The organism is Phyllobacterium brassicacearum (assembly GCF_003010955.1).
In the GTDB taxonomy this organism is placed as follows: Bacteria; Pseudomonadota; Alphaproteobacteria; order Rhizobiales; family Rhizobiaceae; genus Phyllobacterium; species Phyllobacterium brassicacearum.
The window spans coordinates 21518-46059 of the sequence record NZ_PGGO01000012.1; the positions used below are offsets into that span (position 1 = coordinate 21518).

27 protein-coding genes and 1 pseudogene are annotated in these 24542 nt (G+C 57.1%); 8 read left to right on the top strand and 20 right to left on the bottom strand.

Annotated elements, in window-relative coordinates:
• The first annotated feature begins 38 nt into the window (after positions 1-38).
• Positions 39-764 carry a hypothetical protein gene (locus tag CU102_RS16290; protein ID WP_106712163.1) on the top strand — a complete coding sequence of 242 codons (726 nt, stop codon included), beginning with the start codon at positions 39-41 and terminating at the stop codon, positions 762-764.
• Between the two features lie 28 nt (positions 765-792).
• Here the strand turns inward: CU102_RS16290 and CU102_RS16295 are convergent, their stop codons facing one another.
• The 5 genes from CU102_RS16295 to CU102_RS16315 form a co-directional block, all read right to left on the bottom strand.
• Positions 793-999 carry a DUF3126 family protein gene (locus CU102_RS16295; protein ID WP_099999261.1) on the bottom strand — a complete coding sequence of 69 codons (207 nt, stop codon included), beginning with the start codon at positions 997-999 and terminating at the stop codon, positions 793-795.
• A 103-nt stretch (positions 1000-1102) separates the two neighbouring features.
• Positions 1103-1927: a serine O-acetyltransferase gene (cysE, locus tag CU102_RS16300; protein ID WP_106712164.1), complete on the bottom strand. Its 825-nt coding sequence runs from the start codon at positions 1925-1927 to the stop codon at positions 1103-1105.
• A gap of 198 nt (positions 1928-2125) precedes the next feature.
• Positions 2126-2896, bottom strand: a complete 771-nt coding sequence (locus CU102_RS16305) for an alpha/beta fold hydrolase (RefSeq protein ID WP_166648471.1) — start codon at positions 2894-2896, stop codon at positions 2126-2128.
• Between the two features lie 92 nt (positions 2897-2988).
• A complete protein-coding gene (locus CU102_RS16310) occupies positions 2989-3474 on the bottom strand; it encodes a DUF192 domain-containing protein (protein WP_106712165.1) in 486 nt (161 codons plus the stop codon).
• Positions 3475-3484: 10 nt separating this feature from the next.
• Entirely contained in the window at positions 3485-4066 is a 582-nt protein-coding gene (locus CU102_RS16315; RefSeq protein ID WP_106712166.1) for a cold-shock protein, read from the bottom strand.
• 269 nt (positions 4067-4335) lie between these two features.
• Between CU102_RS16315 and CU102_RS16320 the strand changes: the two genes are divergently transcribed.
• A complete protein-coding gene (locus tag CU102_RS16320; protein WP_106712287.1) occupies positions 4336-4776 on the top strand; it encodes a VOC family protein in 441 nt (146 codons plus the stop codon).
• Between the two features lie 3 nt (positions 4777-4779).
• Here CU102_RS16320 and CU102_RS16325 read toward each other — a convergent pair whose 3' ends face one another.
• Positions 4780-5835 (bottom strand): M48 family metallopeptidase, encoded by a 1056-nt coding sequence (locus CU102_RS16325; RefSeq protein ID WP_106712167.1) that lies wholly within the window; start codon positions 5833-5835, stop codon positions 4780-4782.
• Positions 5825-6915: pseudogene (locus CU102_RS16330) on the bottom strand (YjgN family protein). The gene CU102_RS16325 and the pseudogene CU102_RS16330 overlap by 11 nt, the downstream one beginning before the upstream one ends.
• Positions 6916-7083: 168 nt before the next feature.
• On the opposite strand from CU102_RS16330, the gene CU102_RS16335 reads away from it, so the two are divergent.
• Entirely contained in the window at positions 7084-8616 is a 1533-nt protein-coding gene (locus CU102_RS16335; protein WP_106712168.1) for an acyl-CoA carboxylase subunit beta, read from the top strand.
• A 33-nt stretch (positions 8617-8649) separates the two neighbouring features.
• Here CU102_RS16335 and CU102_RS29440 read toward each other — a convergent pair whose 3' ends face one another.
• The 11 genes from CU102_RS29440 to CU102_RS16385 all read right to left on the bottom strand — a co-directional run bounded on the left by CU102_RS29440 (position 8650) and on the right by CU102_RS16385 (position 17324).
• Positions 8650-8832, bottom strand: coding sequence for a hypothetical protein (locus tag CU102_RS29440; RefSeq protein WP_133624586.1), 183 nt, complete (start codon positions 8830-8832; stop codon positions 8650-8652).
• 606 nt (positions 8833-9438) lie between these two features.
• Positions 9439-9618 (bottom strand): hypothetical protein, encoded by a 180-nt coding sequence (locus CU102_RS16340; protein ID WP_106712169.1) that lies wholly within the window; start codon positions 9616-9618, stop codon positions 9439-9441.
• Between the two features lie 83 nt (positions 9619-9701).
• Entirely contained in the window at positions 9702-10067 is a 366-nt protein-coding gene (locus CU102_RS16345) for a GFA family protein (protein ID WP_106712170.1), read from the bottom strand.
• A 77-nt stretch (positions 10068-10144) separates the two neighbouring features.
• Positions 10145-11323, bottom strand: a complete 1179-nt coding sequence (locus CU102_RS16350; RefSeq protein ID WP_106712288.1) for a BaiN/RdsA family NAD(P)/FAD-dependent oxidoreductase — start codon at positions 11321-11323, stop codon at positions 10145-10147.
• Entirely contained in the window at positions 11323-12117 is a 795-nt protein-coding gene (locus tag CU102_RS16355) for a YdcF family protein (RefSeq protein ID WP_106712171.1), read from the bottom strand. The genes CU102_RS16350 and CU102_RS16355 overlap by 1 nt, the downstream gene beginning before the upstream one ends.
• 2 nt (positions 12118-12119) lie before the next feature.
• Entirely contained in the window at positions 12120-12599 is a 480-nt protein-coding gene (locus CU102_RS16360; RefSeq protein WP_106712172.1) for a GNAT family N-acetyltransferase, read from the bottom strand.
• Positions 12590-14071 carry an Asp-tRNA(Asn)/Glu-tRNA(Gln) amidotransferase subunit GatA gene (gene gatA / locus CU102_RS16365; protein WP_106712173.1) on the bottom strand — a complete coding sequence of 494 codons (1482 nt, stop codon included), beginning with the start codon at positions 14069-14071 and terminating at the stop codon, positions 12590-12592. Before gatA ends, CU102_RS16360 begins: the two co-directional genes overlap by 10 nt.
• Positions 14072-14083: 12 nt before the next feature.
• The gene (locus CU102_RS16370) at positions 14084-14566 is read right to left on the bottom strand and encodes a GNAT family N-acetyltransferase (protein ID WP_106712174.1); all 483 of its coding nucleotides are present in this window, start codon (positions 14564-14566) and stop codon (positions 14084-14086) included.
• A gap of 8 nt (positions 14567-14574) precedes the next feature.
• Positions 14575-14862 (bottom strand): Asp-tRNA(Asn)/Glu-tRNA(Gln) amidotransferase subunit GatC, encoded by a 288-nt coding sequence (gene gatC / locus CU102_RS16375; protein WP_106712175.1) that lies wholly within the window; start codon positions 14860-14862, stop codon positions 14575-14577.
• A gap of 89 nt (positions 14863-14951) precedes the next feature.
• On the bottom strand, positions 14952-16565 hold the full coding sequence (locus tag CU102_RS16380; protein WP_133624588.1) for a hypothetical protein: 1614 nt from the start codon (positions 16563-16565) through the stop codon (positions 14952-14954).
• A 54-nt stretch (positions 16566-16619) separates the two neighbouring features.
• Entirely contained in the window at positions 16620-17324 is a 705-nt protein-coding gene (locus tag CU102_RS16385) for a metal-dependent hydrolase (protein ID WP_106712177.1), read from the bottom strand.
• A gap of 118 nt (positions 17325-17442) precedes the next feature.
• Between CU102_RS16385 and ruvX the strand changes: the two genes are divergently transcribed.
• Complete coding sequence (ruvX, locus tag CU102_RS16390; RefSeq protein WP_106712178.1) at positions 17443-17943, top strand: Holliday junction resolvase RuvX; 501 nt, start codon at positions 17443-17445, stop codon at positions 17941-17943.
• Here the strand turns inward: ruvX and CU102_RS16395 are convergent.
• Together CU102_RS16395 and CU102_RS16400 are read right to left on the bottom strand one after the other, a co-directional pair.
• Entirely contained in the window at positions 17907-18230 is a 324-nt protein-coding gene (locus CU102_RS16395; RefSeq protein WP_106712179.1) for a DUF6105 family protein, read from the bottom strand. The two genes, ruvX and CU102_RS16395, sit on opposite strands and share 37 nt — an antisense overlap.
• Before the next feature lie 279 nt (positions 18231-18509).
• Entirely contained in the window at positions 18510-20141 is a 1632-nt protein-coding gene (locus tag CU102_RS16400; protein WP_106712289.1) for an acyl-CoA dehydrogenase family protein, read from the bottom strand.
• Positions 20142-20416: 275 nt separating this feature from the next.
• Between CU102_RS16400 and CU102_RS16405 the strand changes: the two genes are divergently transcribed.
• From CU102_RS16405 to dprA, 4 genes are read left to right on the top strand one after another with little or no spacing between them, the layout of a single operon-like run.
• On the top strand, positions 20417-21391 hold the full coding sequence (locus CU102_RS16405; protein WP_106712180.1) for an aspartate carbamoyltransferase catalytic subunit: 975 nt from the start codon (positions 20417-20419) through the stop codon (positions 21389-21391).
• Positions 21388-22674 carry a dihydroorotase gene (locus tag CU102_RS16410; protein ID WP_106712181.1) on the top strand — a complete coding sequence of 429 codons (1287 nt, stop codon included), beginning with the start codon at positions 21388-21390 and terminating at the stop codon, positions 22672-22674. The genes CU102_RS16405 and CU102_RS16410 overlap by 4 nt, the downstream gene beginning before the upstream one ends.
• Before the next feature lie 20 nt (positions 22675-22694).
• A complete protein-coding gene (gene plsY, locus CU102_RS16415) occupies positions 22695-23309 on the top strand; it encodes a glycerol-3-phosphate 1-O-acyltransferase PlsY (RefSeq protein WP_106712182.1) in 615 nt (204 codons plus the stop codon).
• Positions 23306-24436 (top strand): DNA-processing protein DprA, encoded by a 1131-nt coding sequence (dprA, locus tag CU102_RS16420; protein ID WP_106712183.1) that lies wholly within the window; start codon positions 23306-23308, stop codon positions 24434-24436. Before plsY ends, dprA begins: the two co-directional genes overlap by 4 nt.
• Positions 24437-24542 lie beyond the last annotated feature (106 nt).

Consider the following 24542-nt stretch of genomic DNA (forward strand, 5'->3'; position numbering starts at 1 on the left):
GATTGACCGGATCAAGCACACAGCGCTTCGGAATATCCATGCAGACGTCGACACACAGGATAGAGCCAATTGTCGCCAGCGCGCTCCTGCAGCGCGTCTTCTATTGTGTGGCGACGCTTGCAGTTGTTTCACTGGCGATCGCAGTCGCGGGCCGATTCCTTGGCCATGGCATCTCGCTTGGCGGGCATACCGAGGATACGTCCATGCAAGAAATTGTCATCGGCAACAATGTGTTGGAGCTTCCAGCCAACATGATACGCTTTGGCAAACAACGGCGAAGCGGTGTGGCGGAACGCGTCGATGTTTATCTGCATTGGCCTGACATGCAAGGCTACAAGGCGGAATACATTCGGGATTTCAACGGTTCTGGACCTGAGAAACGTATGCTGTTTGCGACCTTCGAACCACGTGCCACAGCCAAGGACATGTCGGGCCGTTACGGACCGGTCTACAGCACGTTGACACTTGGGTCCGGCATTGGTGGACCTGCTGAGCTGACCATCCAGGCGCTTAGACCCGACAGCGGCTTCGTCAATGAAGAGGTTGTGGTTTCACCGGAACGTGCAGGCCATGCACTTTTCGTTGCGCGCTGCCTTGATGCGGAAACATCAAAGAGCAATCTCGCATCGTGCCAGAGGGACATTTTTGTCGGTGATGAAATTCAGCTGACCTATCGCTTTCCGCGGGAAATGCTGAAGGACTGGCGGCAGCTTGAGCAACAAATGCAAGCATTCGCCAAGGCCCACATCAAGGGCCAGGAGTGACGCCTCACAGCGTCACTCGGCGCGGCTATCAGAGATCCATCTCGAGGATGGCCATCGAGAAATTGTAGGAGAGCTCGCCCTCGTCCTCATCCTTGTAGATCAGACCAAGGAATTCGTCGCCAAGATAGAGTTCGGCCGAATCGTCCTTGCGAGGACGCGCTTTCACAGTGAGTTCCGTGTTTCTGAATGTGCGCTTGAAATAGCTGTCGAGTTTCTTCAGTTCTTCCGGTTTCACTTAAAGTCTCCTGTCGTATGATTTAGCAGGCTTTTGGCACGCGAAAGTCTGCCCTGTAAAGGGCAGACTGCAATTGTGCATCTGCGTGGAGACCTTCGAACGCCTACTCGAAATTGGTAACGAGCTGATCCATGGCGCGGGAGGGTTCGGCGCAGCCGGTCTCGCCGATGACGCGGGCGGGAACCCCGGCGACAGTGATGTTGTGCGGAACAGGCTTCAGCACAACCGACCCGGCAGCGACCTTCGAGCAATGACCGATCTCAATATTACCAAGAATCTTGGCGCCGGCGCCAATAAGGACACCATGGCGGATTTTCGGGTGGCGATCGCCGGATTCCTTGCCGGTACCGCCGAGCGTGACGCCCTGCAGGATCGAAACGTTGTCTTCGATGACGGCAGTCATGCCGACGACAATGCCCGTGGCATGGTCAAAGAACACACCCTGCCCCATTGGCACTTGCGGATGAATATCGGTCTGGAAGACCGAGGATGAGCGGCTTTGCAGGTAGAGCGCGAAGTCCTTGCGGCCCTCATTCCACAGCCAGTGGGCCAGGCGATGGGTCTGGATTGCCTGGAAACCCTTGAAATAGAGGATCGGCTCGATGAAGCGCGTGCAGGCCGGATCGCGATCGTAGACAGCCTGGATATCGACGCGCAAGATCTGCGACCACTCCGGATTGGCTTCAAGCATGGCCGTGAAGGTTTGCCGCAGCAATTCCGATTCCATGTCCGGGTGATCGAGGCGCTGGGAAATACGGTGGATGACAGCCTCTTCCAGCGATTGGTGGTTGAGGATCGTCGAATAGAGGAACGTCGCTAGCAGCGGCTCGTTGCGGATCGTTTCTTCTGCTTCGGAGCGGATGGCGTGCCAAATCGGATCCATGTGCTGGACCGATCCAGTTTTCTTAATCGGGCTGCTTGAGGGCATTTCCTAACTCCGCACATTTGGCCAATATTATTGCTCCAACGAGAAGCATACGGCAAAAATGTACCCTTGACACTTCAATTTCCAGACCCTGCGGGCGAGAAATTTTGAAGCAATGATTGATTTGTCTGAACGCCAATCGTTCACGCCGAACCGTGCGTGTAGCACTTTTGCGTAAGAACGGAAATCCCCGCTTTCGTCCTATAACGGATGCCGCTTGAGGAATTCCAGAACTGCCTGCTTGAACACCTTATCGCCGACGGCGAGCATATGATCGCGATTGGGGATGTCGATTGCCTTGCCACGCGGCATTAGTTCCGCCAGCCGGTGGGGACTTCCGCCAATGTCGTCTTTCGTGCCTACAGCGACGAGTGCCGGCTGCGTGATCCGCGCCATGTTCTCCGCGCTTATTTCTTCCTTGGACGTAATCACGCAGGCCGCCAGCGCAATCTTGTCGCTCTTGGTTTTGTCGGCAAACATGCGGAACATCTTGCCGCGTGGATGGCTGATGGACTCAGCATCATCGGCCAGGAGCGCTTCGGCGATCGGCGACCAGTCGCCAGCGCCTTCGACCATGCCGATACCCAGGCCTCCGAACACCAGGTCGTGCACGCGTTTCGGGTGCTGCAGCGCCAGGAATGCGCTGATGCGTGCTCCCATGGAATAGCCCATGACATGCGCCTGGGCGATGCCGAGATGGTCGAGCAGCGCGGCGGCATCGCCTGCCATCAAAGTGGGCGTGTATACCGACATATCGTGCGGCTTGTCCGACTGTCCGTGACCGCGATTGTCGATCGCAATGGTGCGGTAGCCTGCTGCTGTCAAGGTCGGGACCCACCCAGGCTGCACCCAATTGTAGAACGCCGACGAGGCAAAGCCGTGGATAAGTAGGAGGGGTTCGCCATCGCCCTCATCGAGATAAGCGATTTTCAGTCCGTCATTATCGAAGAATTGCATGTCCTGGCCCTGCATGAACAATTCCAGCAAAAGTGGGAACCGGTTTTGCGTCCGGAATTGCGTTAAGACAAAGAATTAGAGCGCTTTTCCGTGCAAACGGAAATGCTCTAGCGCCCGATACGTTCAATAGCGGGATGCCGCACCTTGTCACCGATTGTCAAGCCAAGGCGCTGCGCTGTGCCGGCCTTGACCTCGACAACAAAACGCGCCGGGTCACCGGACGAGATGGTATCGCGCGAAAACGGCACCGCATTCTCGCGGATGGCAGTGATGCGGCCATTATTGTCCAGGAACAACATATCGAGGGCGGAAGGCGTGTTTTCCATCCACATCGTCACAAGTCGTGTCCTGTCGAACACGAACAGCATCGCGCTGTTGTCCTTGAGATCTGTGCGGAACATCAGACCGCGCTCACGCTCCTCATCCGTATCGGCAACTTCGACACGAAACGGCACATCGCCCTTGGCTGTATTGATCGTCAAAGGCGCCGCGTCGATAGGCAGGTGCATCGGCGCCTGGTCGAGCGCAAGAACGGGAATAGCGGTAACGATCAGAAAGACAAGTCCGGCCAGAAATGATTTCAGACGGCCCATCAGTGGGTGTTCAGTGGGATGACGGCAGTTGCGTGCCGATATCGGGATGGATCTCCGAGGCCATCAGGCCTTTTTCGCCATGGCCAAAGCGGATCAGTACGACTTGCCCCGGGCGCAGCTCGGTCAGGCCGAAATGGCGGAGCGTTTCCATGTGGATGAAAATATCCTCGGTGCCCTCGCCGCGCGTGAGAAAGCCGAAGCCCTTGGTGCGGTTGAACCACTTCACCAGGACACGCTCGAGCCCGCTCGACGGGGTCACAGTGACGTGGGTTCGGACCGGCGGCATTTCCGTCGGATGGATCGCTGTCGAATTGTCCATCGACTTGACGTGGAAACATTGCATGCCACGTTCGCCCTGCTTGACCTCGCAGACGACACGGGCGCCTTCGAGCGCTGTTTGAAACCCGTCGCGCCGCAGACACGTCACATGGAGCAGGATGTCAGGAAGATCAGAATTGTCAGGCACGATGAAGCCGTATCCCTTGGCCACATCAAACCACTTTATCGCGCCGGAGACCTCAATGAGGTCCAAACCATCTCTCAGACTTTCGTCGTCGGGGGAATGCCGGGCTGATACTGGTCTGTCTGACATGAAGCTAGCCCCTCCTCTCCTGCAAGAAACACTGATTCTCTGGCTGAAGAATAACACCTGACCAAGGCCATAGAGCAAGTATCATCTGTTGGTTTTGTTGAAAACCACACGCAAAATTGGTGTTTATCCTCAACGCTTTTCGTCCGCGTACATCACAAGTTTGTGGAGCTAAGTATTAAGTGTTACGAAATGTCCGGCGGTCCGCAAGCCCCCCAAAGGAGGTAGTGGCCGCCCTTTCAGTCGCCATGAAAACAAATCAAGGGCAAAAGATGCGCTATCTTCACACAATGGTCCGTGTCCGTGACGTCAACGAGTCGCTGGATTTCTATTGCAACAAGTTCGGTCTGGAGGAAATCCGCCGTATGGAAAACGAGAAGGGCCGGTTCACGCTTATCTTCCTCGCGGCCCCGGAAGACAAGGGAAGATCGCTGGCAGAACGGGCCCCAGAGCTCGAATTGACCTATAATTGGGATCCGGAGGAATATGCCGGCGGGCGTAATTTCGGCCATCTCGCCTATGTTGTCGACAACATTTACGACACCTGCCAGAACCTCCAGGACAAGGGCGTTGTCATCAACCGGCCACCACGCGACGGCAACATGGCTTTCGTCCGTTCGCCCGACGGCATTTCGATCGAACTTCTGCAAAAGGGATCGCCGCTGCCGCCGCAGGAGCCCTGGCTCTCGATGCCGAACACCGGCACCTGGTAAAGGTCAATTTGCTGACCGTAATTCCTGCGCATACTCGTGCACCGCTTTGCGGCGCTCGGGTGTGCCAGGATGTGTTGCCAGTATATTTGTCCCGCTGTCGTCATGAAGTTTTGACTCCAATAAGATGAAGAACCGGCCTATGGCCTCGGGGTCGAAACCCGCCTCAGCCATCAGCCGCACACTATGCCGGTCCGCCTCTGCTTCTTGGGCGCGGGAGTAAGAGAGCGCCAACAATCCGCCGCCCTGCACCAGGATATCCTCCGTGCCGCTGCCAATGTCGCCCCCAATCAACATGATCAGGCCAGCCGCGCCCGCCGAGCGGTAAAGCTGCCGCAGGCTGTGCTCCAGCTCAACATGCCCAATCTCATGCGCCAGCACCCCGAGCAGCAACTCCGTATCGCCGTCGGCAAGTTTCACCAGCTCGTCCGTGATGATGACCGTACCATCCGGCAAAGCGAAGGCATTCGGCCCAATGATTCCGCCTTGCCGGAACTGGAGACCAAATTTACCTGAATCCAATCCAAACCGGGCTGTCAGCCGTACAAACCCTTGTCGCAGTTTGGATTGATCGTCAGCGGACAGAGCCGTCACATCGAACGCGGTAGCATCCAATGCCTGCAGCGTGCCCCTTGACATCATCTCCGGTACGACGGGCGGCGTTACGGCAACAGCCAGTTCGACAAGGGCTGGTAGTGCAAAGCGGTATATTCCGACGATGAAGATGAGGGCCAATACGGCAAAGATTACCAGACGCGGGTGAAATCGCTCGGCACGATGGACCCAGCCGGCGCGGTTGCCCGGTACTGCGGCTATTAACGCATCGATAGCATCATTGTTCGGCGTTTCGAATACACTCCCATTGGGGAGCGTCACCCTGCGCGGCACATTCCCGACCCGATCGGTCACAATTGCCTCGGCAAAGAATCCGGACGCCAGTACTGCGCCATCTTCCGCCAAGACAGATATGGATGTCCCACTAACTACGAGGGACGCCCTGCAGGAGCGATTTGATCGCTCCGGATACCAAATACCCTCGATGGCCTGTTGGTCAGAATCCAAGTGCTATCCCTTCGATGTCCATGAATTCAGCTCCCACCGCTGAGCCGGTATCCTTGATCGTCGACAGGATTTCCCCAATTTCACCATCAAAGCGCATCTCTGTGTGATCCGCCTGAAAGCGCGCGAGGCGTATGGTCGCCCACGGGCGCATGAGGCCGAGTGTTGCAATCGTTACGATCAGATTGGAAATGACAATCCAAGCGTAATCCACCCGCGGCATGTCTGACGAGGGTGGCGGTCGTCAAATGTCGTCGCACTCAATCCAATATTTCGAACGCCAGCCCCATAGATCAGGCCGACGGACGCGTAAACGAGAAACAAAACAAGGTAAACCCCAACCGTGACGATGGTCGCGATGGAAGTTACCATCTGGAGATGTTCTTCTGAACCGCTGGCAAATACGCCGAAGAACATAGCGATGACGGCCGCAAATATCCCGAGTATGAATGCCCCTCCAATTGCGAGAAACACGCACAGCCACCACACACGGAATATATCTGACAGGCTTGGATCGACACTGAATTTCCGCCCGCCGTAACTCAAATTACCCAGCGTGTACTGCAGCATCCAGCGGCTCGCGATCGGAGCACATATCCCGAGTGTGATAGCCGCAATGACAGGCCCAAGAAAAAATGCCTTTGCGGCACCCCAATAGCGACCGGCGAAATCGAACCGGACATTGCGATAACTTGTGACGCGTGCATTGAAACGTAGCCCACGCGCGATCAGCCACGGAATGCCAATGGCAAACACCACCGCAAGAACAAGACCAACCGCGGGTGCAAAACTCAAAAGCACATTGTAAAGAATCAAGAAGCCAATAACGATGATCTGACCAATAAGTATTTGAATTGGCCGCGCATGATAATCGAACCGTCCATCTGCCAACGCGGTATTGCCGTACAAATATCTATTGCGGCGGACTTTCGCCCAAGCGGAATAGATGCCAAAGGTGACAATCGTCAAAAGCACATTGACGATCCAGATGCCGAAATATTCTTTTGTTGTCCCCGAGAACACAAAACGATGCGCCCTGTAGCTACCCCTACGGCCAAAATAGTTCTGTTCTAGAATTCTCATGTTTCCCCCGAAACGATCTTATGCTCAAAGCCACGCAATTTGCTTAGCGTGAGTTGGTTTACACTTGCAATGCTGCTTCTTGATGAGTCGCATTTATGATGGTGCATAAAGCTGCTTCCAAGCGTTCTCCTCTCCTGTTATCAGAAATGACAAAGTGAGGAGGATGCCATGAAGGATGTGCTGATCGAGCTTGAGCGCCGCAGAACCATTGCCCGCGAAGGCGGCGGCAAGGTTCGGATCGAGGCTCAGCACAAGCGCGGCAAGCTTACGGCGCGCGAACGCATCGACATTTTTCTCGATGAGGGTTCATTCGAGGAATTCGACACCTTCGTCGAGCATCGCTCGACCGATTTCGGCATGGAAGAGACAAAATTTGCCGGCGACGGCGTCGTCACCGGCTGGGGGACGATCAATGGCCGGACGGTCTTCGTGTTCGCCAAGGATTTCACGGTTTTCGGCGGATCGCTCTCGGAAGCGCATGCCGAAAAGGTGCAGAAGATCCAGGATATGGCCCTGCGCAATCGCGCGCCCGTCGTCGGCCTATATGATGCCGGCGGCGCCCGCATTCAGGAAGGTGTTGCTGCACTCGGCGGTTATGCCGAAATTTTCCAGCGCAACGTCCTCGCCTCGGGAGTCATTCCGCAGATATCCGTCATCATGGGACCGTGCGCAGGCGGCGACGTCTATTCGCCGGCGATGACCGACTTCATCTTCATGGTGCGCGATACGTCCTACATGTTCGTGACCGGCCCGGATGTCGTGAAGACGGTGACCAATGAAACTGTGACGGCCGAACAGCTCGGTGGCGCTTCGGTACACACAACCAAGTCATCAATTGCCGATGGCGGCTACGACAATGACGTGGTGGCGCTTCTGCAGATGCGTCGCCTGATCGACTTCCTGCCCGCCTCCAACACCGCCGGTATTCCAGAGATCGAATGCTACCAGTCAACCGACGAACTCGACTATTCGCTCGACCGGCTGGTGCCTGACAATGCCAACAAGCCCTATGATATCAAGGAATTGATCCGCAAGACTGTCGATGAGGGCGACTTCTTCGAGATACAGGAGAGCTTTGCACGCAACATCGTCGTCGGATTTGGGCGCGTCGAGGGCCGGACGGTCGGCATTGTCGGCAATCAGCCGATGGTACTGGCAGGCGTTCTTGACAGTGACGCATCGCGCAAGGCAGCACGCTTTGTCCGCTTCTGCGATTGCTTCAACATTCCAATCGTTACCTTCGTCGATGTTCCTGGCTTTCTTCCCGGCACAGCGCAGGAATATGGCGGCCTGATCAAACACGGCGCCAAGCTGCTCTTCGCATATGCCGAAGCAACCGTGCCGAAGATCACCGTAATCACGCGCAAAGCCTATGGCGGCGCCTATGACGTGATGGCGTCGAAGCATTTGCGTGGGGATATCAACTATGCCTGGCCCTCGGCACAGATCGCAGTGATGGGTGCCAAGGGTGCCGTCGAAATCATCTATCGTAAGGACATTGGTGACGCCGATAAGATCGCCGAACACACCAAGCGATACGAAGACCGCTTCCTGTCGCCATTTGTGGCGGCAGAGCGCGGTTATGTCGACGAGGTCATCATGCCCCACTCGACCCGCAAGCGGATCTCAAGGGCATTGCGGATGCTGCGCAACAAGGACCTTGAGAATCCCTGGAAGAAACACGACAACATTCCGCTCTGATCGAGCATGTTTAACGAAAAGAGAGATTGGGGTTCAGCGACGGAAGCTGAAACCTCCGTTGGATTCCCGCAAAATCTGGGAAATTGTGCGACTGTCGCATGGCTCGCTCAGCTTGGCGGTTGCCTTGATGATCGCTGCCTTAGCCTTGGCCACTTGTGCCATTTTCAATACATTTGTTTCATTCACTGATGATGTATCTTTACTTATTGTTATCATTCTTTGATACCTCCACTCTAAAACCACTCTTCCAAAGAGTAATCCTCGACCCGCACACGTATATATTCAGTGTGCACTGCACACTTGTATGAAAACTAAACCGATTTAACAAATCACTATTTGTATCGAATTTTGATCCATATTTGAATGAAACCAATGAATTGCGAATAGATTCCTCACCTGTGAAGAAACGTGACGGTTATTTTGGATTGCTGCAGCGCAACGCAATAAACTTGCGTTATAATGGCCAAATATTTGCGAAAATTTCGTTGACGCACGACCAGGCCAAGCTGTGCTTTGGCCGAGCGGATAAATTAATGTTGCAACCGATGTGATCGATTGATGCCGTTACGACGGCGGCATGGTCAGAGCGACCTGCATATTTGCAAGTTGCCCGGCCGAAATTCCGTAAAATATGTAAGCGCCAATGAGTGTAAAAATCGCAATCGCGATGATAACAGTATCGTCTCTCATGTCACCAGGCCCGCTATTATCGATCTTGCCATTTTAGCAAACCGATGCGCGGTTGAATGCACACCATGGTGGGTTAACCTCTCTGGGCTAACCGCGGCAAGTTAACAACACCGCTTGCGGCGCAGGGAGCGTCTAACTAGCCGTGATGCCGACCTTCCTCTGGATCTCCTCGGTGGTTTCCTTGACGAAAAAGGTCAAACCAGGCGTAGCCGTTACGATGTGCGTGCCGGTTCCGTAGGGGTTAAAGGAGACGACATGCGTAAAGTTGAGTGTGAGATGATCACCGTTGACGTCAGTCAGCTTGATCCACATGGCCCTACTCCCTGTTTACCTAAAAACGTCGCGCGAGCTCAGGGAAGCAGGATTCTCTCAATCAGGCAATCGCTGAGGCGGCCCTACAAGAGATTCCTTCCATCTATGGTTTCTTCCGGCAGGGACGCAAAGTCGAATTCGTCGAAGAGACGCACATTGACGCTTACGCGTGGATTATCGAAATCCGGTTTGTAGTCAGTCCAGGTCGGAACCTCGGAAAAGGTGCCACAACCGCAGACATTGCAATGATGGTGCTTGTTCATGCCATTGCGGGAATAGACAGCGTCCGCTTGCGGTGTCACCGACAGCTTGACTTGGGCCGGCGTATAATAGGTACAGAGAGTTCCGCGCTTGGTGCAGAACGTGCATGTGCATACGGTTACGGTCGCAGGGGCTTCGCTCACTTCAAATTTGATTGCGCCACAATGGCAGCTCGCCAGAGTTGTCATGAAGTCCTCCCTATCCTTCCCTGACCGAATTCATACATGACACCTCCTGACAAAACCGGTCAGGAGCCTTCGGGAGTTCAAACGGCCTGTCCTGCGACCCAACCCGACGACCAGGCCCACTGGAAATTATAACCGCCGAGCCAACCGGTTACATCGACGACCTCACCAATGAAATAAAGTCCCTTTTCGGATTTGGTTTCCATGGTTTTCTGGTCGAGCACGTCCGTATCCACTCCGCCGAGAGTGACTTCGGCCGTCCGGTAGCCTTCGGACCCGGCCGGCTTCACCTGCCATTCATTGACGGCCTTTTCAACGGCCAGCAACTGCTTGTCCGAGAGGTCGGCCAGATGACCTTCGATCTTGCTGCTCTCGGCAATCAATTGTGCGAGCCGCTTCGGCAGTAACTCGCCCAGCGCTGTTTGCAGCGCCTGGCGTCCGTTGCGTGAACGGGCTGCCCGCAGGACATCGAAGGCCCTGGTGCCTGGCAGCATGGCGACGGAGATCGTGTCTCCCTCGCGCCAATAGGAGGATATCTGCAGGATCGACGGCCCGCTGAGACCGCGATGCGTGAACAACATGGCTTCCGCGAACCTTGTCTTGCCGTGGCTCACCACCGCATCGACCGAAATTCCGGATAGCGGCTTGAGCGGGGCAAGCGTATTGTCGTCGAAGGTCAGAGGAACCAGAGCTGGCCGCGTCTCCGTCAGTGCAAGCCCGAACTGCCGGGCAACATCATAGCCGAAGCCCGTCGCGCCCATCTTTGGGATGGATTTGCCGCCGCATGCAATAACCAGCGAAGCGCAACGCACGCGTTCGCCTGACAAATCGACGACATAGCCATCGCCCGACTTCTCGATGGTGTCTGCACTCGTGCGCAGCCGCAATTCGACCCCAGCCCGGTTCATTTCCGTGACAAGCAGGTCGATGATCTGCTTGGCCGATCCATCGCAGAACAACTGGCCGAGCGTCTTCTCATGCCACGCGATGCTGTAGCGATCGACAAGGCCAATAAAGTCGCGCTGGGTGTAGCGGCGCAGTGCCGAGATACAGAAGTGCGGATTCCTGCTGATATAGTTCTGCGGCGCCGCATTGAGGTTGGTGAAATTGCAGCGGCCGCCACCGGATATGCGGATCTTTTCGCCGGGTGCCGCAGCATGATCGACGATGATGACCGAGCGTCCGCGCTTGCCCGCCTCGATGGCGCACATCATGCCGGCCGCACCGGCGCCAATAATGAGAACGTCAACTTGCTGCATCATGGTGACGGCAACAGCTGGTCGGTGCGCCCGACCATCCAATAGGCAAGAAGACCAACCCATTCCCGCAGCGCTATCGACATGTTCTGCAGGGAATCCAGCGGATTGTCCCTTGATATTCCAATGGATTCCTTGCCCGATGTGCGGTAATCCGACGGCCACGGCACGACTTCGAAGCCTGCTTTGCGGAAGAGGCCGACCGAACGCGGCATGTGGAATGCCGACGTGATAAGGACCCACGTCTCGCCGGGCATGGCGTTCACCATGTCCTTGGTGAAGACGGCATTCTCGTAGGTATTGCGTGACTGGCTCTCGAGCGTCAGCCGCCCCGGCGCGACGCCAAGCGCAGTCAGCAGTCGCGGCGCCGTTACGCCATCGCCTTCTCCCTCAAGGATCATATTTCCGGTCCCGCCGGTCACCACTACCTTTGCCTCGGGATGGCGCGCGGCGAGAATTGCGGCTTCGACGAACCGGTCTCCGCCGGAATTGAGCTCATAGCCGCCACGCACGAGATTGACCCCGCCCTCAAAGCCTCCACCAAGTACCACGATCCCGTCGACTTTATCCGGTAATGAAACCGGGCGCTGGAATCGGTCCTCGAGCGGGTGGATCATCAGGGCGCCAAGCGATGTCCATGCGCCAAGCCCAAGCACGAGAAATGCGCAGGCCGACGTCAATATTGCCGTGCGCCGCCACCTCAAAAGCACCGCGACAACTGTCAGCGCCACCATCAGGATTGAGAAATTGAGCGGTTGTGCAAAGAACCAGAAGATTTTCGAAAGGTAGAAAAACATCGTCAGCCGAGCTCCGCCAGCATTTTGACCTTGTCGATCTCACGCTCAAGGCTGGTCGACCATTCCGGCCCCTGTTCGACGATCTCGAAGCCCTCGCGCTGATAGAGCCGGATGGCGCCGACGTTGCGGGCATGGGTGCTGATACGCGCCTTGGCATACCCCGCCTCCGCAATCGCGGATTTCATGGCACGCAGCAGCGACGAGCCGATCCCCTGCCCCTGCACTGCAGGTTCGACCCAAAGGTCCGAGATGTAGTCATTGTCTTCATCGCGCGCGCCCCAGCCGACGACGGTGCCATCAGCTTCAGCCACAAGCACATGGCTGAAGGAGGCTTCGGCAAAGTCCTGGAAGGCTTGTCCGACATGCGCGCGCATGCCAGGCAATTCCGGCTCGAATGAAAAAATGTTGGACGCCCAGGCGCGGGAGCCGACCGCAGCGATGGCTGCAATGTCGGCTTCGGTTGCGCGCCGGATTACCACCATTTCGGCGCGTTGAACTTGCCTGCGGCCTGCTCGATCACATGGGCCGTCTGGAACAGCGTCTCCTCATCGAACGGGCGTCCAATGAGCTGCAGGCCAAGCGGCAGACCCCTTGTATCAAGACCAGCCGGAACAGCTATTCCGGGCAAACCAGCCATGTTGACCGTCACGGTGAAGATGTCGTTGAGGTACATCTTCACCGGATCAGCCGACATATCCTGGTCGGCAATGCCGAATGCGGCCGATGGCGTCGCCGGCGTCAGGATCGCATCGACGCCCGCATGGAAGACATCTTCGAAATCCTTCTTGATCAGGGTGCGCACCTTCTGTGCCTGCAGGTAATAAGCGTCATAATAGCCGGCCGACAGCACATAGGTGCCAATCATGATGCGGCGCTTGACCTCATCACCAAAGCCGGTGGCGCGGGTCTTCTCGTACATGTCGACGATATCGCGGCCCGGAACACGCAAGCCATAACGAACGCCGTCATAGCGGGCAAGGTTTGACGAAGCCTCCGCCGGAGCAACGATGTAATAGGCCGGCAGCGCATATTTGGTATGCGGCAGCGAAATATCAACGATCGAAGCACCAGCATCCTTGAGCCAGGCAATACCCTGCTGCCACAGCTTCTCGATCTCTTCCGGCATGCCGTCGACACGATATTCCTTCGGAATGCCGATCTTCAGCCCTGCAAGCGGCTTGCCGATGGCAGCTTCATAATCTGGCACGGCGATATCGACCGATGTGGTGTCCTTTGCATCGACTGAGGCCATTGATTTCAAGAGAATCGCCGCATCGCGCACGTCGCGGGCGATCGGTCCGGCCTGATCCAGCGACGATGCAAAGGCAACGATGCCCCAGCGTGAGCAGCGGCCATAGGTCGGCTTGATGCCAACGGTGCCGGTAAATGCGGCCGGCTGGCGGATCGAACCACCCGTATCCGTTGCGGTGGCACCGGCGCAAAGCCGTGCGGCAACGGCAGTGGCAGAGCCGCCAGATGAGCCCCCGGGCACCAGATCGGTATTGGAACCCTTGGCGCGCCAGGGGTTCTTTACCGGACCGTAGTAGGAACTTTCGTTCGACGAGCCCATCGCAAACTCATCCATGTTGAGCTTGCCGAGCATGACGGCACCGTCGGCCCAGAGATTGGCAGTCACAGTCGATTCGTAGTGCGGCTTGAAGCCATCGAGGATATGCGAACATGCCTGTGTATGCACACCCTCGGTGCCGAACAGATCCTTGATGCCAAGCGGAATACCCTCGAGCGCCCCGGCATTGCCAGCGGCCAGACGCGCATCGGACGCTTTCGCCATGTCCAGCGCCTTTTCCGGTGTCGTCACGACATAGGCGTTGAGCGCTTCGTTTGCGTTCTCGATCGCCTGGATATAAGCGCCGGTCAATTCGGTGGCGGTGATTGCCTTCGCCTTCAACTGGTCGCGCGCCTCGGCAATGGTGAGAGCGGTCAGATCGGTCATGTTAGATCCTGTTTATTGGGCTGGCGCGAAGGCGAGCCACTTTTCGTAAAATGCACTGTGTTCGGAGTCGGGGTAGTCCAACACGACACCGCAACGGGTAAATCCGGAACGTTCGTAAAGGCGATAGGCGTCTGCGAAACCGGGTCCGGTGCCTGTTTCGAGAACGAGGCGCGTAACGCCCCTTTTGTTGGCAAGCGCAGTAATGGCATCGAGCAGCGCCGATCCGACACGCTGGCCACGCACGGTAGGCCGCGTGAACATGCGCTTGACCTCGCCTATGCCGCCGCCATGATCCTTCAGGGCTCCGCAACCGACGGCATGGCCGCTCTCGTCGCGTGCCACGAAAACCGTCGTGTCACTGTCTGCCATCTGTTCAACCGTCATCTTGAACTGAAACTCGATGGGCGAAAGCGGCAGAAGGTGCTCGTTGAGATCATCAACCAGCGCCCTGACGTCGTCCTGTAGCGGCGTTTCGATGGCGACCGAAATAGCCATGGCGGCCCTTACTCCACCACTTTCGGAACCACGAAGAAATTTTCCTCGTGGATGGGCGCATTGGCGACGATGTCCGCTGCCTTGTCGCCATCATTGACCTGGTCCTGACGCTTCTTCATGGCCATGGGCGTCACTGATGTCATTGGCTCCACGCCCTCTACGTTGACCTCGTTCAACTGTTCGACAAAGCCGAGGATGGCGTTCAACTGGCCAGTCATGCGGGTTGCGTCGTCCTCGCTCACGGCAATCCGGGCAAGATGTGCAACACGTTTGACGGTGGAAATATCGACTGACATAGGGGATCCTGGAAATTCAACGTTCTGATAATGCAGCTATAGTGTCCGTTGCGGGCGAGCGCAACGGACAAGAAGGCGCGAAATCGACCTTACTGGGCCGGTGGCGTGTCTGTCTGGTCGTCCTCTTGCGCATCGGGATTGATGACATTGTCATCCAGCGTCACACCGCCATCCAGCGTGTCGTCGCTGCCGGGCTCGACGACCGGATCCGGTCCCTTGACCGGATTGCCATTGATATTCACCGAGCCGTCGGCCTTTTGGTCGACGATCCATTGAATATGGCCGTTTGGCAATTGCGCGCCGAAATCCTTCGCGAGCTTGGCAAAGACGATATAGTCCTTGATCTCTGGCTGCTGTTCGGAAGCCTTTGTCAGGCGATCAAGGGCCGCGTCGAAGCCAGCCATCTCCCACGTCGTGCGGCTTTCTGGCTTCATCGCAACGAATGAGACCTCGCCCTCGACAGTGAGTTCGGTATCGGCGGTCCGGACAAGGCTCTTGTTAATGACGAGCTTTGGCGGATTGATCATGAATGCCGTGGCCGTGTTGGCCTCGAACTCGTCGGAGAACGGCTTCTCGCGATTCAGATCCATGTCCGCGATCGCGGCTTTGGCGATGGTATCGAGATCGAGGCCTTCGGTGCCAAATGCCAGTTCAACGTCCGTCGGCAGAAATTGCACGCTCCACTCCGGTATCGGCAGAGCCGGATATTTCAGGCCGTTGGTCCGCAAAGCGTACTGGTATTTGCCATCCTTGCTTATGCCGTCGAAGTTGAGCTCCTGGGAGATATTCTTCGCTGCAAATGCTCCGAGCGGTGTTTCAACGCCCAGATCAGCAAGGTGATAGGCGCCCGACAGCTTGTCCCAAAGTGGCAGAGCGGCGAGAAGCTTCGTTTTGAGTTCCGCCTGCTCCGTATCTTTCAGCTTCATTTCCTGCGAATGGGCGATGAAAAACGCCCAGAGGTCGAGCAATTCAAGGTTGCGAACGCCCTTACCTTCGGCGTTGACACCCAGTTCAGCACCACGGATGACAACTTTCAGGGCCTCTGCGGGAGCAGACGGTGGCGCCGCAGCACTGCCATCAGTAGAGGTGCCGTCCGCAGGTGGCGGAGTCTTGATGACCATCGTCTCCTGGAAATCGACGGCCGATTGAATGTTGCTGACATCGACACCGCCCGCGGCAGCGGCAGCCCCGACGAACTCGCCCTTTGCCGAATTCGCGCTGGCATCGACATCCTGCGTAGGACTGGTCGATTTCATCTTGAACGAACCGTAAGAAAACGAGCCCTTGGAGAAAGTGCCGATCTTGGGGTCGAAGATTCCGCTCACATTCGCGTTGTCGATGGACCACTGAACCGATTCGCGCCCCGTCGGCGTCGTCGTTTCGATTGATCCACCGGGCATCGCCGTCGAAGTGACGTTCCAGGAACCGTCAGCGAGCGGTTTCGTCAGCAGGCTGTATTCACCGAAATCACCCTTGAAAAAGTCCTGTTTCGGCAGGGATTCGAGCAGTTTTGCCGTGCTGAACGTAACACGGTAATTGTCCGCTTCCGGCACGACAGTCAGGATCTTCTTCTCGATCGCTGTCTTGCCAAAATATCTCGAAAGCGTTCTGGCAAGCTCATCCGCGCCTTTGGCGTCAATTGTTTGTGCGAAGACAGGCGTCGTCGCGGTCATCATGCAGGAAATCAAAAGCAGTCTGCGCACATCGCTCTCCAGTGGTATCATCTCTAGGTTCTTCGCTGCTTTAGCAAGCCTGCGTCAAACCGTAAAATGCTCATTTGTCGTGGCAACAATAACCTCGCTCTCGCCGCCCTCCATTCCAGCGACAAACTTGTCTGCCGTCTGGTCGATAATCGGGAACGAGGCGTAATGGCATGGAATGGCCTTAGCAAACTTGAAATAGCGGCGCGCTGCAAGCGCTGCGACCGCACCGCCCATGGTAAAGCGGTCGCCAATCGGAATGATGCCGATTTCCGGCTGGTGCAACTCGCTGACCAACGCCATGTCCGAGAAAATGTCCGTATCGCCCATATGATAGAGCGTCGGTTCGTCGTCAAAGTGCAGGACAACACCATTGGCGTTGCCGAGGGAATGGGAAACGCCGTCCTCGGTCATGAACGCGGATGAGTGTAGCGCGTTGACGTAAGTCACGGTAAAACCGTCATAGGAAACAGTCCCGCCGGTGTTCGTCGGATCGACACGCGCAACGCCGCGGTTATTAAGCCAGGTCACCAGGTCGGCATTGCCGGTCACCAGCGCGCCCGTGTCCTTGGAAATTTCAATCGTATCGCCGACATGGTCGCCGTGGCCGTGGGTCAGGATGATGTGATTGACATCCTTGGTCGCTTGCCTGAAGTCCACGCCCTTCGCGCCGGGATTTCCATTCAGGAACGGATCGATCAGGATCGTATTCTTTGCCGTTTCGATACGGAACGCCGAATGGCCGAGCCAGGTAATTTTCATGATCTTATCCCTTCATGTGCATGTGAATCCTCGCCACGGGGCTTCAATACCGCTATGTGACAGAAGTTGCAGATTAAAACGATCTATCGGTCAGCATTTCAAGTGTGGGAATATCAAATTGACGGTACTGACGATTGAGCAACTGGAAGATCATGTGGCTGACGGCAAGACTGTTGCCGGTCTCGACCTCGGCACAAAGACGATCGGCATTGCCATATCGGATCGCGGATTTTCTTTTGCCAACCCGCGCCCTGTCCTCCGACGCAGCAAATTTACCCACGACGCGCAGGACCTGTTGAAAGCATTGAGCGCGGACAATGTCGGCGCGATCGTGATTGGATTGCCGGTCAACATGGATGGAAGTGAGGGGCCACGCGTTCAGGCAACACGCGCATTTGTCCGCAACATGGAAAAGCTGACCGACCTGCCCTTCGTCTATTGGGACGAGCGCCTTTCGACCGTCGCTGCCGAACGCGCCCTGATCGGCATGGATGTGTCGCGGCAGAAGCGTGCCGACCGCATCGATTCAGCGGCCGCGGCCTTCATTTTGCAGGGTGCGTTGGATCGCCTGCAAAGCCTGCGTCAGGACACGGACACCGACGGCAGTTCCTTCCCGTAGGCAGCGCGAGCGGCACGCCATGCCTTCACCCAGGCTATGATTTGGCGGCGGCGGCGGAACGCGATGAGAGACAGGACCAGTCCGGTGTCGACGATACATGCTCGCGCAACCAGTGGTGGAATGCTCTCTGGTGCAATGCCTAGCACATTGCCGTAAATCCTGAAAACCAGGTCGTGCATGTCACGGCTGAAAAAATACATGCCCATGCTCAGGTCGTAGTAGGACAGAAAATACCATCCCCATAAGAAGCCCAGCGGTCCCGCCCAGAAAATCAGGAAGCTGCGCATTCAGTTTCTCCTCGTTGAGACGGGCATCATCATTTTTTCTTAACCCTGCGTTTTTGCAGTGCATTTTCGACTGGTAGTGATATCGTTTAAGAAGCGAACGGCAACGTAAACCGTTTGTTAAGGTTAATTTACGAAAATTTAATTCAAATTGAAGGTATTAGCGAGCCCCCTTTCGAGCCGGGGATGCAATTTTTTCGTGTGTCATCGGGATTTTTTGGCAAAACGGCGCAATACACGCGATGCGTGCACCGCGTGTCAGGTCACATGATTATGACCAGCTCAGTTCGCTGATGGATAAAGCGAGTTGACGATGCTCTTGGCATTGTGACGTGCATCGAGCATGCCGTAGGTGGTGCGCCACTGCCCGCCGAGTCGCGTTTCGATGAATGCGTCAGCGATATCTTCCGACTGGAGATGACGCAATTCGGCGCCAGCTGCCGCCAGGGCCAGCTGTTCCGTCAAAATGCGAGCCGCGCCCTCATCGTTTTCGGCAACGCGCATCGCGGCACGCAACACTTCGACAGTGCCCTGCCCGCCACGCCCGAGTTGGGCGCCGATCCAGTTCAGGACCTCGTCGAAGAGCTGCGGGCCGCGCTTGAGGACCCGCAACACATCAAGGGCCATGACATTGCCCGAGCCTTCCCAGATCGCGTTGACCGGCGCTTCACGATAGAAGCGGGCAAGATTGCCCTCCTCGATGTAGCCATTGCCGCCCAGACACTCCATCGTCTCATAAAGCATTGCCGGAGCAATCTTCGCGACCCAATATTTGACAACCGGCGTCATGACGCGGGCAAAGGCCGCTTCGCCGCGATCTTTCGCAGCATTGTCGAATGCCCGCGCCAGGCGGAGAGCAAGCGCCGTTGCGCCTGCAACATCCAGAGCCATGTCGGCGAGAACCCGCAGCATTAGCGGCTTGTCGATCAACGGGCTTTCGAAGACGATGCGATGACGCGCATGATGCACGGTCTCGGCAAGCCCCGCCCGCATCAATCCGGCCGATGCAACGGCACAGTCCAGCCGGGTCAACGTTACCATGTCGATGATCGTCTTGACGCCATCACCCGGATTGCCGACCATCTGGCCAAGCGCATTGTCGAACTCGACTTCCGACGACGCGTTGGAGCGGTTGCCGAGCTTGTCCTTGAGCCGCTGAAAACGGAAGCCATTCGAGGAGCCGTCGGGCAGGATCCGCGGGACCAGAAAGCACGACAGACCCTCGCGTGCCTGCGCCAGGACGAGAAATGCATCGGACATGGGCGCCGACATGAACCATTTATGGCCGGTGAGCCGGTAGAAGCCGCTTCCGGCCGGCTCAGCACGCGTTGTATTGGTGTGAACGTCGGTACCGCCCTGCTTTTCGGTCATTCCCATGCCGAGCGTAAGGCTGGCCTTCTTGGCAGGTGATTTGTTACTGGAGTCATATTTGCGCGGCAGGATCAGCGGCGACCATTCACGGTAGAGAGTGGGCGCGGCCATGAGCGCAGCCAGCGACGCGCTTGTCATGGTCAGCGGGCACAGATGACCGCATTCCAGCTGGGCGGTCAGATAGAAACGCGCCGCCCGCGCCTGATGACGCAGTCCCGCTTCCGGCGTCCCGTCTTCCCAGATTGACGAATGCAACCCCTGGGCCACCGAACGGCGCATCAGCGCATGATAGGCGGGATGATAGTCGATGACATCGATTCGGTGCCCCTGACGGTCGTGTGTCCGCAGCTTCGGCACTTCCGTATTGGCGAGGCGAGCCAGATCCTGCGCGTCGCCGGACAGGACGAAACGGCCGCCCTGTTCCAGTTCGGTGCGCGTGGCTTGCGGGAACCGCTTGGTGATCTGCATCAACAACGGATCGCCCAGATAGGCATTGAGGCCGATCATCGGTGGCGTCTGGTTGAGAACGTCATGGGTTTTCAAGAAACTGTCCTGATTCAAATTTCAATGTTCGCGCTTTATTGCAGGCCAAGCTCCGCCCGGCACCTTAATCACGCGTCGAACTCTTTTATGGGATGAAGATTCTGACAAGCGGTTAATGTGTGCAGTATATGGACACTCTCATACGATAGTCGATATTCATCATCGCAATCGTTTTGCACTTTCATTTTTTCGCATCATTATCTTGGGAAACTTGAACCGGTACTGGCTCCGCCGCTTGCGGGGCCGCCGCTTGGAGCTTATAGGGGGGACTTGATATGACAGAAACGCCCCCTCTCCTGTTTCCCCACCGCCACTTGCTTGGCATCAAGGGTCTTTCCCCGCAAGACATCGTCCAGCTGCTTGATCTTGCCGAGAGCGAGATCGCGGTTTCACGCCAGTCCGAGAAGAAAAAGGCGACCTTGCGCGGCCGCACCCAGATCAATCTTTTCTTCGAGGCGTCGACGCGCACGCAATCATCCTTCGAGCTTGCCGGCAAACGGCTCGGTGCCGATGTGATGAACATGTCCGTCGGCAATTCGTCGGTTAAAAAGGGCGAAACGCTGATCGACACGGCGATGACGCTCAATGCCATGCGCCCGGATATCCTGATCATCCGCCACTCATCGGCCGGCGCCGCGGCGCTTCTTGCGCAGAAGGTTGGCTGCTCGGTGGTCAATGCTGGCGATGGCGCGCATGAACATCCGACGCAGGCGCTGCTTGACGCTTTGACGATCCGCCGCGCCAAGGGCAAGGTCGAACGGCTGACCGTTGCGATCTGCGGTGATGTGCTGCACTCGCGCGTTGCGCGGTCGAACATCATCCTCCTCAATGCTCTCGGTGCACGCGTTCGTGTGGTCGCCCCCTCGACCCTCCTTCCCGCGGGCATTGCGCATATGGGCGCCGAAGTCTTCCACAACATGGAAGAAGGGCTGAAGGACGCTGACGTCGTCATGATGCTGCGCTTGCAGCGCGAGCGCATGGCAGGCTCCTTCGTTCCTTCGGTGCGCGAATATTTCCGCTATCACGGACTTGACCGGGAAAAGCTGAAATATGCCAAGCCCGATGCGCTGGTCATGCACCCCGGTCCGATGAACCGCGGCGTCGAAATCGCGTCGGATGTAGCCGATGGCTCGCAGAGCGTCATTCAGGAACAGGTCGAGATGGGCGTTGCCGTGCGCATGGCAGTGATGGAAGCGCTGCTCGACAGTCGCCGGAATTTGGGCCGCAATGCTGAAGGAGTGGCAGGATGAGCGCGACCGTTCTGCACAACGCCCGCATTGTCGATCCCTCACGCAATCTGGATGAGCTCGGTTCACTCATCATCAAGAACGACAAAATCGTTGCAAGCGGCGCCGACACCCGCAATCAGGGCGTGCCCGAGGGAGCGACCGTCATCGATTGCCAGGGCAAGGCAGTGCTCCCAGGCCTCGTTGATGCGCGCGTCTTCATTGGCGAACCCGGCGCCGAACATCGCGAAACCATCGCCTCAGCCAGCCATGCGGCAGCGGCCGGCGGCGTTACCTCGATGATCATGATGCCGGATACGGACCCGGTCATCGACAATGTGGCGCTCGTCGAGTTCGTGATGCGAACCGCCCGGGACACAGCTATCGTCAACGTCTATCCGGCAGCGGCTGTGACAAAGGGGCTGCACGGCGAGGAAATGACCGAGATCGGTCTGCTTCGCGAGGCTGGGGCCGTTGCGATCTCGGAAGGCCGTAATTCGATCGCCAATACGCAGCTCATGCGCCGCGTCCTCACCTATGCCCGCGACTTCGGCGTGGTTCTGGCGCACGAGGCGCGCGATCCTCATCTCGGCATCACCGGCGTTATGAATGAAGGCCTCTACGCGAGCTGGCTCGGGCTTTCCGGTACACCGCGCGAAGCCGAGGTCATTCCGCTGGAGCGCGATATGCGCCTCGCAGCCCTGACCCAGGGTGCCTACCACGCGGCGCAGATATCGACAGCCATGTCGGCCGAGGTGATTTCCCGCGCCAAGCAGAACGGGCTGAACGTCACATCCGCCGTATCGATCAACCATCTCTCGCTCAACGAGAATGACATCGGCGAATTCCGTACATTCTTCCGCCTTGAGCCGCCGCTGCGTCTGGAAGAAGATCGCCTCGCCATGGTGGAAGCACTTCGCGATGGCACGATCGATATCATTGTATCTGCTCACGACCCGCAGGATGTCGACACCAAACGCCTGCCCTTCGCCGACGCTGCCGCCGGCGCCATTGGCCTCGAAACGCTGCTTGGAGCAGCTCTCAGGCTCTATCACAATGGCGACGTGCCGCTGCTGCGTATCATCGAGGCGATGTCCAGTGCACCGGCTCGGATTTTCGGCCTTGATGCTGGTTCTCTCCGGCCAGGTTCGACGGCGGATGTGACCATAGTCGATCTTGACGAACCATGGGTAGTGAAGGAAGAAGACTTACGGTCGCGTTCCAAGAACAGCTGTTTTGAGGGCGCTCGTTTTCAAGGCCGCGTTGTTCAGACATTCGTCGCAGGAAAATCAGTATTCACCATCTGAAGTGATCAAGGGGATCGTGCATGTCGGAATTCTTCAACGGGCAAGCAGGATTTCCGCTTCTCCTGTTCGCACTAGTCTTCGGCTATTTGCTCGGTTCTATCCCCTTTGGCCTTATCCTGACGCGCATGGCCGGGCTCGGCGACGTGCGCAGCATCGGTTCGGGCAATATCGGCGCGACAAATGTCCTGCGGACCGGCAACAAGAAATTGGCGGCGGCGACGCTGCTGCTTGATATGCTCAAAGGCACGGCAGCGGTCCTGATCGCCGGTATCGCCGGTCCGGAAGCCGCAATCGCTGCTGGCTTGGGCGCCTTTCTCGGGCACATTTTTCCGGTGTGGCTCAATTTCAAAGGCGGAAAGGGTGTCGCCACCTATCTCGGCGTGCTGCTGGGACTTTTCTGGCAGGGCGCGCTGATCTTCGCTGCTGCCTGGCTGATCGTCGCATACGCGGCCCGCTATTCCTCGCTTGCAGCGCTTGTTGCCGCAGTCATTGTCCCGATCGCTCTCTATTTCATTGGGGTACATCAAATCGCAGCGCTGTTTCTGGTGCTGACGATCATCGTCTTCATCAAACACAGAGCGAACATCCAGCGTCTTGTTTCCGGAACGGAAGGCAAGATTGGATCCAAGGGGTGAACGAAGGGAAAGGCATACGCCTTTCTGACAGCCAGCGGCTGAGCTGGCTGAGATTGATCCGCAGCGAGAATGTCGGGCCACGAACGTTTCGCGATCTGATCGCCCATTGCGGCTCTGCTGCCGATGCATTGGAAATCCTGCCCGAGCTGGTACGGCGCGGCGGCGCCGGGCGTCCTATCCGCATTGCCAGCCTGGAGGAAGCCGAGCGCGAGATGCAAGCAGCTGCGCACATGGGGGCGGCCTTTGTCGGCATTGGCGAACCGGATTATCCCAGATATCTCAGACAGCGCGACAATCCCCCGCCCCTGGTGGCGGTCAAGGGGAACCCCCAAGTCTTCCGGCTTCCGCCCGTTGCTATCGTCGGTGCGCGCAACGCCTCACTGGTCGGCATCAAATTCGCCCGCACAATTGCAAGGCAACTGGGTGAAGCGGGATTTGCCATCATTTCCGGCCTCGCACGCGGGATCGATACGGCGGCCCATGAGGCAAGTCTTGATCATGGTACTGTTGCGGTCATGGCTGGCGGCCTTGACTTGCCCTACCCTCCAGAAAACCTTGATCTCTACAATGCGATAAGCGCGCGCTATGGCGCCGTCATCAGCGAAATGCCGTTCGGATGGGAGCCTCGCGCCAAAGATTTCCCGCGCCGCAACCGGATCATTGCTGCCCTCTCGCTTGGATTGGTTGTGGTGGAGGCGGCAGAACGTTCCGGCTCCCTGATCAGTGCGCGGCTCGCCGGTGAACTTGGCCGGCTCGTCTTTGCTGTACCGGGCTCGCCGCTGGATCCAAGAGCAAAGGGCACGAACGGATTATTGAAGAACGGAGCAATCGTGACCACATGTATGGACGACATCGTCACTGCTCTGGCACCGCATGTTGAGCGGCCAGCCATCGACGACGCAGCATTTCTGGCGCCGGAATTTGATTTTCCGGTGATGAATCCTCCGGATGAATCCGACCGGGACCGCTTCGTCAATTTGCTCGGTCCCGTTCCAGTTGAAATCGACGAACTGATCCGTGCCAGTGAACTGCATCCCTCAGTGGTAATGCTGATTCTGCTCGAACTTGATCTTGCCGGTCGCCTGCAGCGCCACTCAGGCGGATATGTTTCGCTGATTTACTCCTGAGCGGACACCAATGTCCTTGCGCAACTGATCGCTGCTTTCAATGTACGCAATCTCAATAAGATAGGCCAACATGTCCAACCGGTTTGATTTGGCCATCGCCCGTAAT

Excerpts from the sequence above, each read along its gene's own strand:
- gatA (WP_106712173.1), bottom strand. The coding sequence starts at position 14,071 with ATGACCGATCTGACCGCTCTCACCATTGCCGAGGCGCGCGACCAGTTG.
- cysE (WP_106712164.1), bottom strand. The coding sequence starts at position 1,927 with ATGCCCTCAAGCAGCCCGATTAAGAAAACTGGATCGGTCCAGCACATG.
- CU102_RS16405 (WP_106712180.1), top strand. The coding sequence starts at position 20,417 with ATGACAGAAACGCCCCCTCTCCTGTTTCCCCACCGCCACTTGCTTGGC.
- CU102_RS16290 (WP_106712163.1), top strand. The coding sequence starts at position 39 with ATGCAGACGTCGACACACAGGATAGAGCCAATTGTCGCCAGCGCGCTC.
- CU102_RS16340 (WP_106712169.1), bottom strand. The coding sequence starts at position 9,618 with ATGTGGATCAAGCTGACTGACGTCAACGGTGATCATCTCACACTCAAC.
- CU102_RS16345 (WP_106712170.1), bottom strand. The coding sequence starts at position 10,067 with ATGACAACTCTGGCGAGCTGCCATTGTGGCGCAATCAAATTTGAAGTG.
- CU102_RS16410 (WP_106712181.1), top strand. The coding sequence starts at position 21,388 with ATGAGCGCGACCGTTCTGCACAACGCCCGCATTGTCGATCCCTCACGC.
- CU102_RS29440 (WP_133624586.1), bottom strand. The coding sequence starts at position 8,832 with ATGATAACAATAAGTAAAGATACATCATCAGTGAATGAAACAAATGTA.
- CU102_RS16355 (WP_106712171.1), bottom strand. The coding sequence starts at position 12,117 with ATGTTTTTCTACCTTTCGAAAATCTTCTGGTTCTTTGCACAACCGCTC.
- CU102_RS16335 (WP_106712168.1), top strand. The coding sequence starts at position 7,084 with ATGAAGGATGTGCTGATCGAGCTTGAGCGCCGCAGAACCATTGCCCGC.
- CU102_RS16370 (WP_106712174.1), bottom strand. The coding sequence starts at position 14,566 with ATGGCTATTTCGGTCGCCATCGAAACGCCGCTACAGGACGACGTCAGG.
- CU102_RS16310 (WP_106712165.1), bottom strand. The coding sequence starts at position 3,474 with ATGGGCCGTCTGAAATCATTTCTGGCCGGACTTGTCTTTCTGATCGTT.
- CU102_RS16320 (WP_106712287.1), top strand. The coding sequence starts at position 4,336 with ATGCGCTATCTTCACACAATGGTCCGTGTCCGTGACGTCAACGAGTCG.
- CU102_RS16395 (WP_106712179.1), bottom strand. The coding sequence starts at position 18,230 with ATGCGCAGCTTCCTGATTTTCTGGGCGGGACCGCTGGGCTTCTTATGG.
- plsY (WP_106712182.1), top strand. The coding sequence starts at position 22,695 with ATGTCGGAATTCTTCAACGGGCAAGCAGGATTTCCGCTTCTCCTGTTC.
- CU102_RS16385 (WP_106712177.1), bottom strand. The coding sequence starts at position 17,324 with ATGAAAATTACCTGGCTCGGCCATTCGGCGTTCCGTATCGAAACGGCA.
- CU102_RS16360 (WP_106712172.1), bottom strand. The coding sequence starts at position 12,599 with ATGGTGGTAATCCGGCGCGCAACCGAAGCCGACATTGCAGCCATCGCT.
- CU102_RS16350 (WP_106712288.1), bottom strand. The coding sequence starts at position 11,323 with ATGCAGCAAGTTGACGTTCTCATTATTGGCGCCGGTGCGGCCGGCATG.
- CU102_RS16305 (WP_166648471.1), bottom strand. The coding sequence starts at position 2,896 with ATGCAGGGCCAGGACATGCAATTCTTCGATAATGACGGACTGAAAATC.
- gatC (WP_106712175.1), bottom strand. The coding sequence starts at position 14,862 with ATGTCAGTCGATATTTCCACCGTCAAACGTGTTGCACATCTTGCCCGG.
- CU102_RS16315 (WP_106712166.1), bottom strand. The coding sequence starts at position 4,066 with ATGTCAGACAGACCAGTATCAGCCCGGCATTCCCCCGACGACGAAAGT.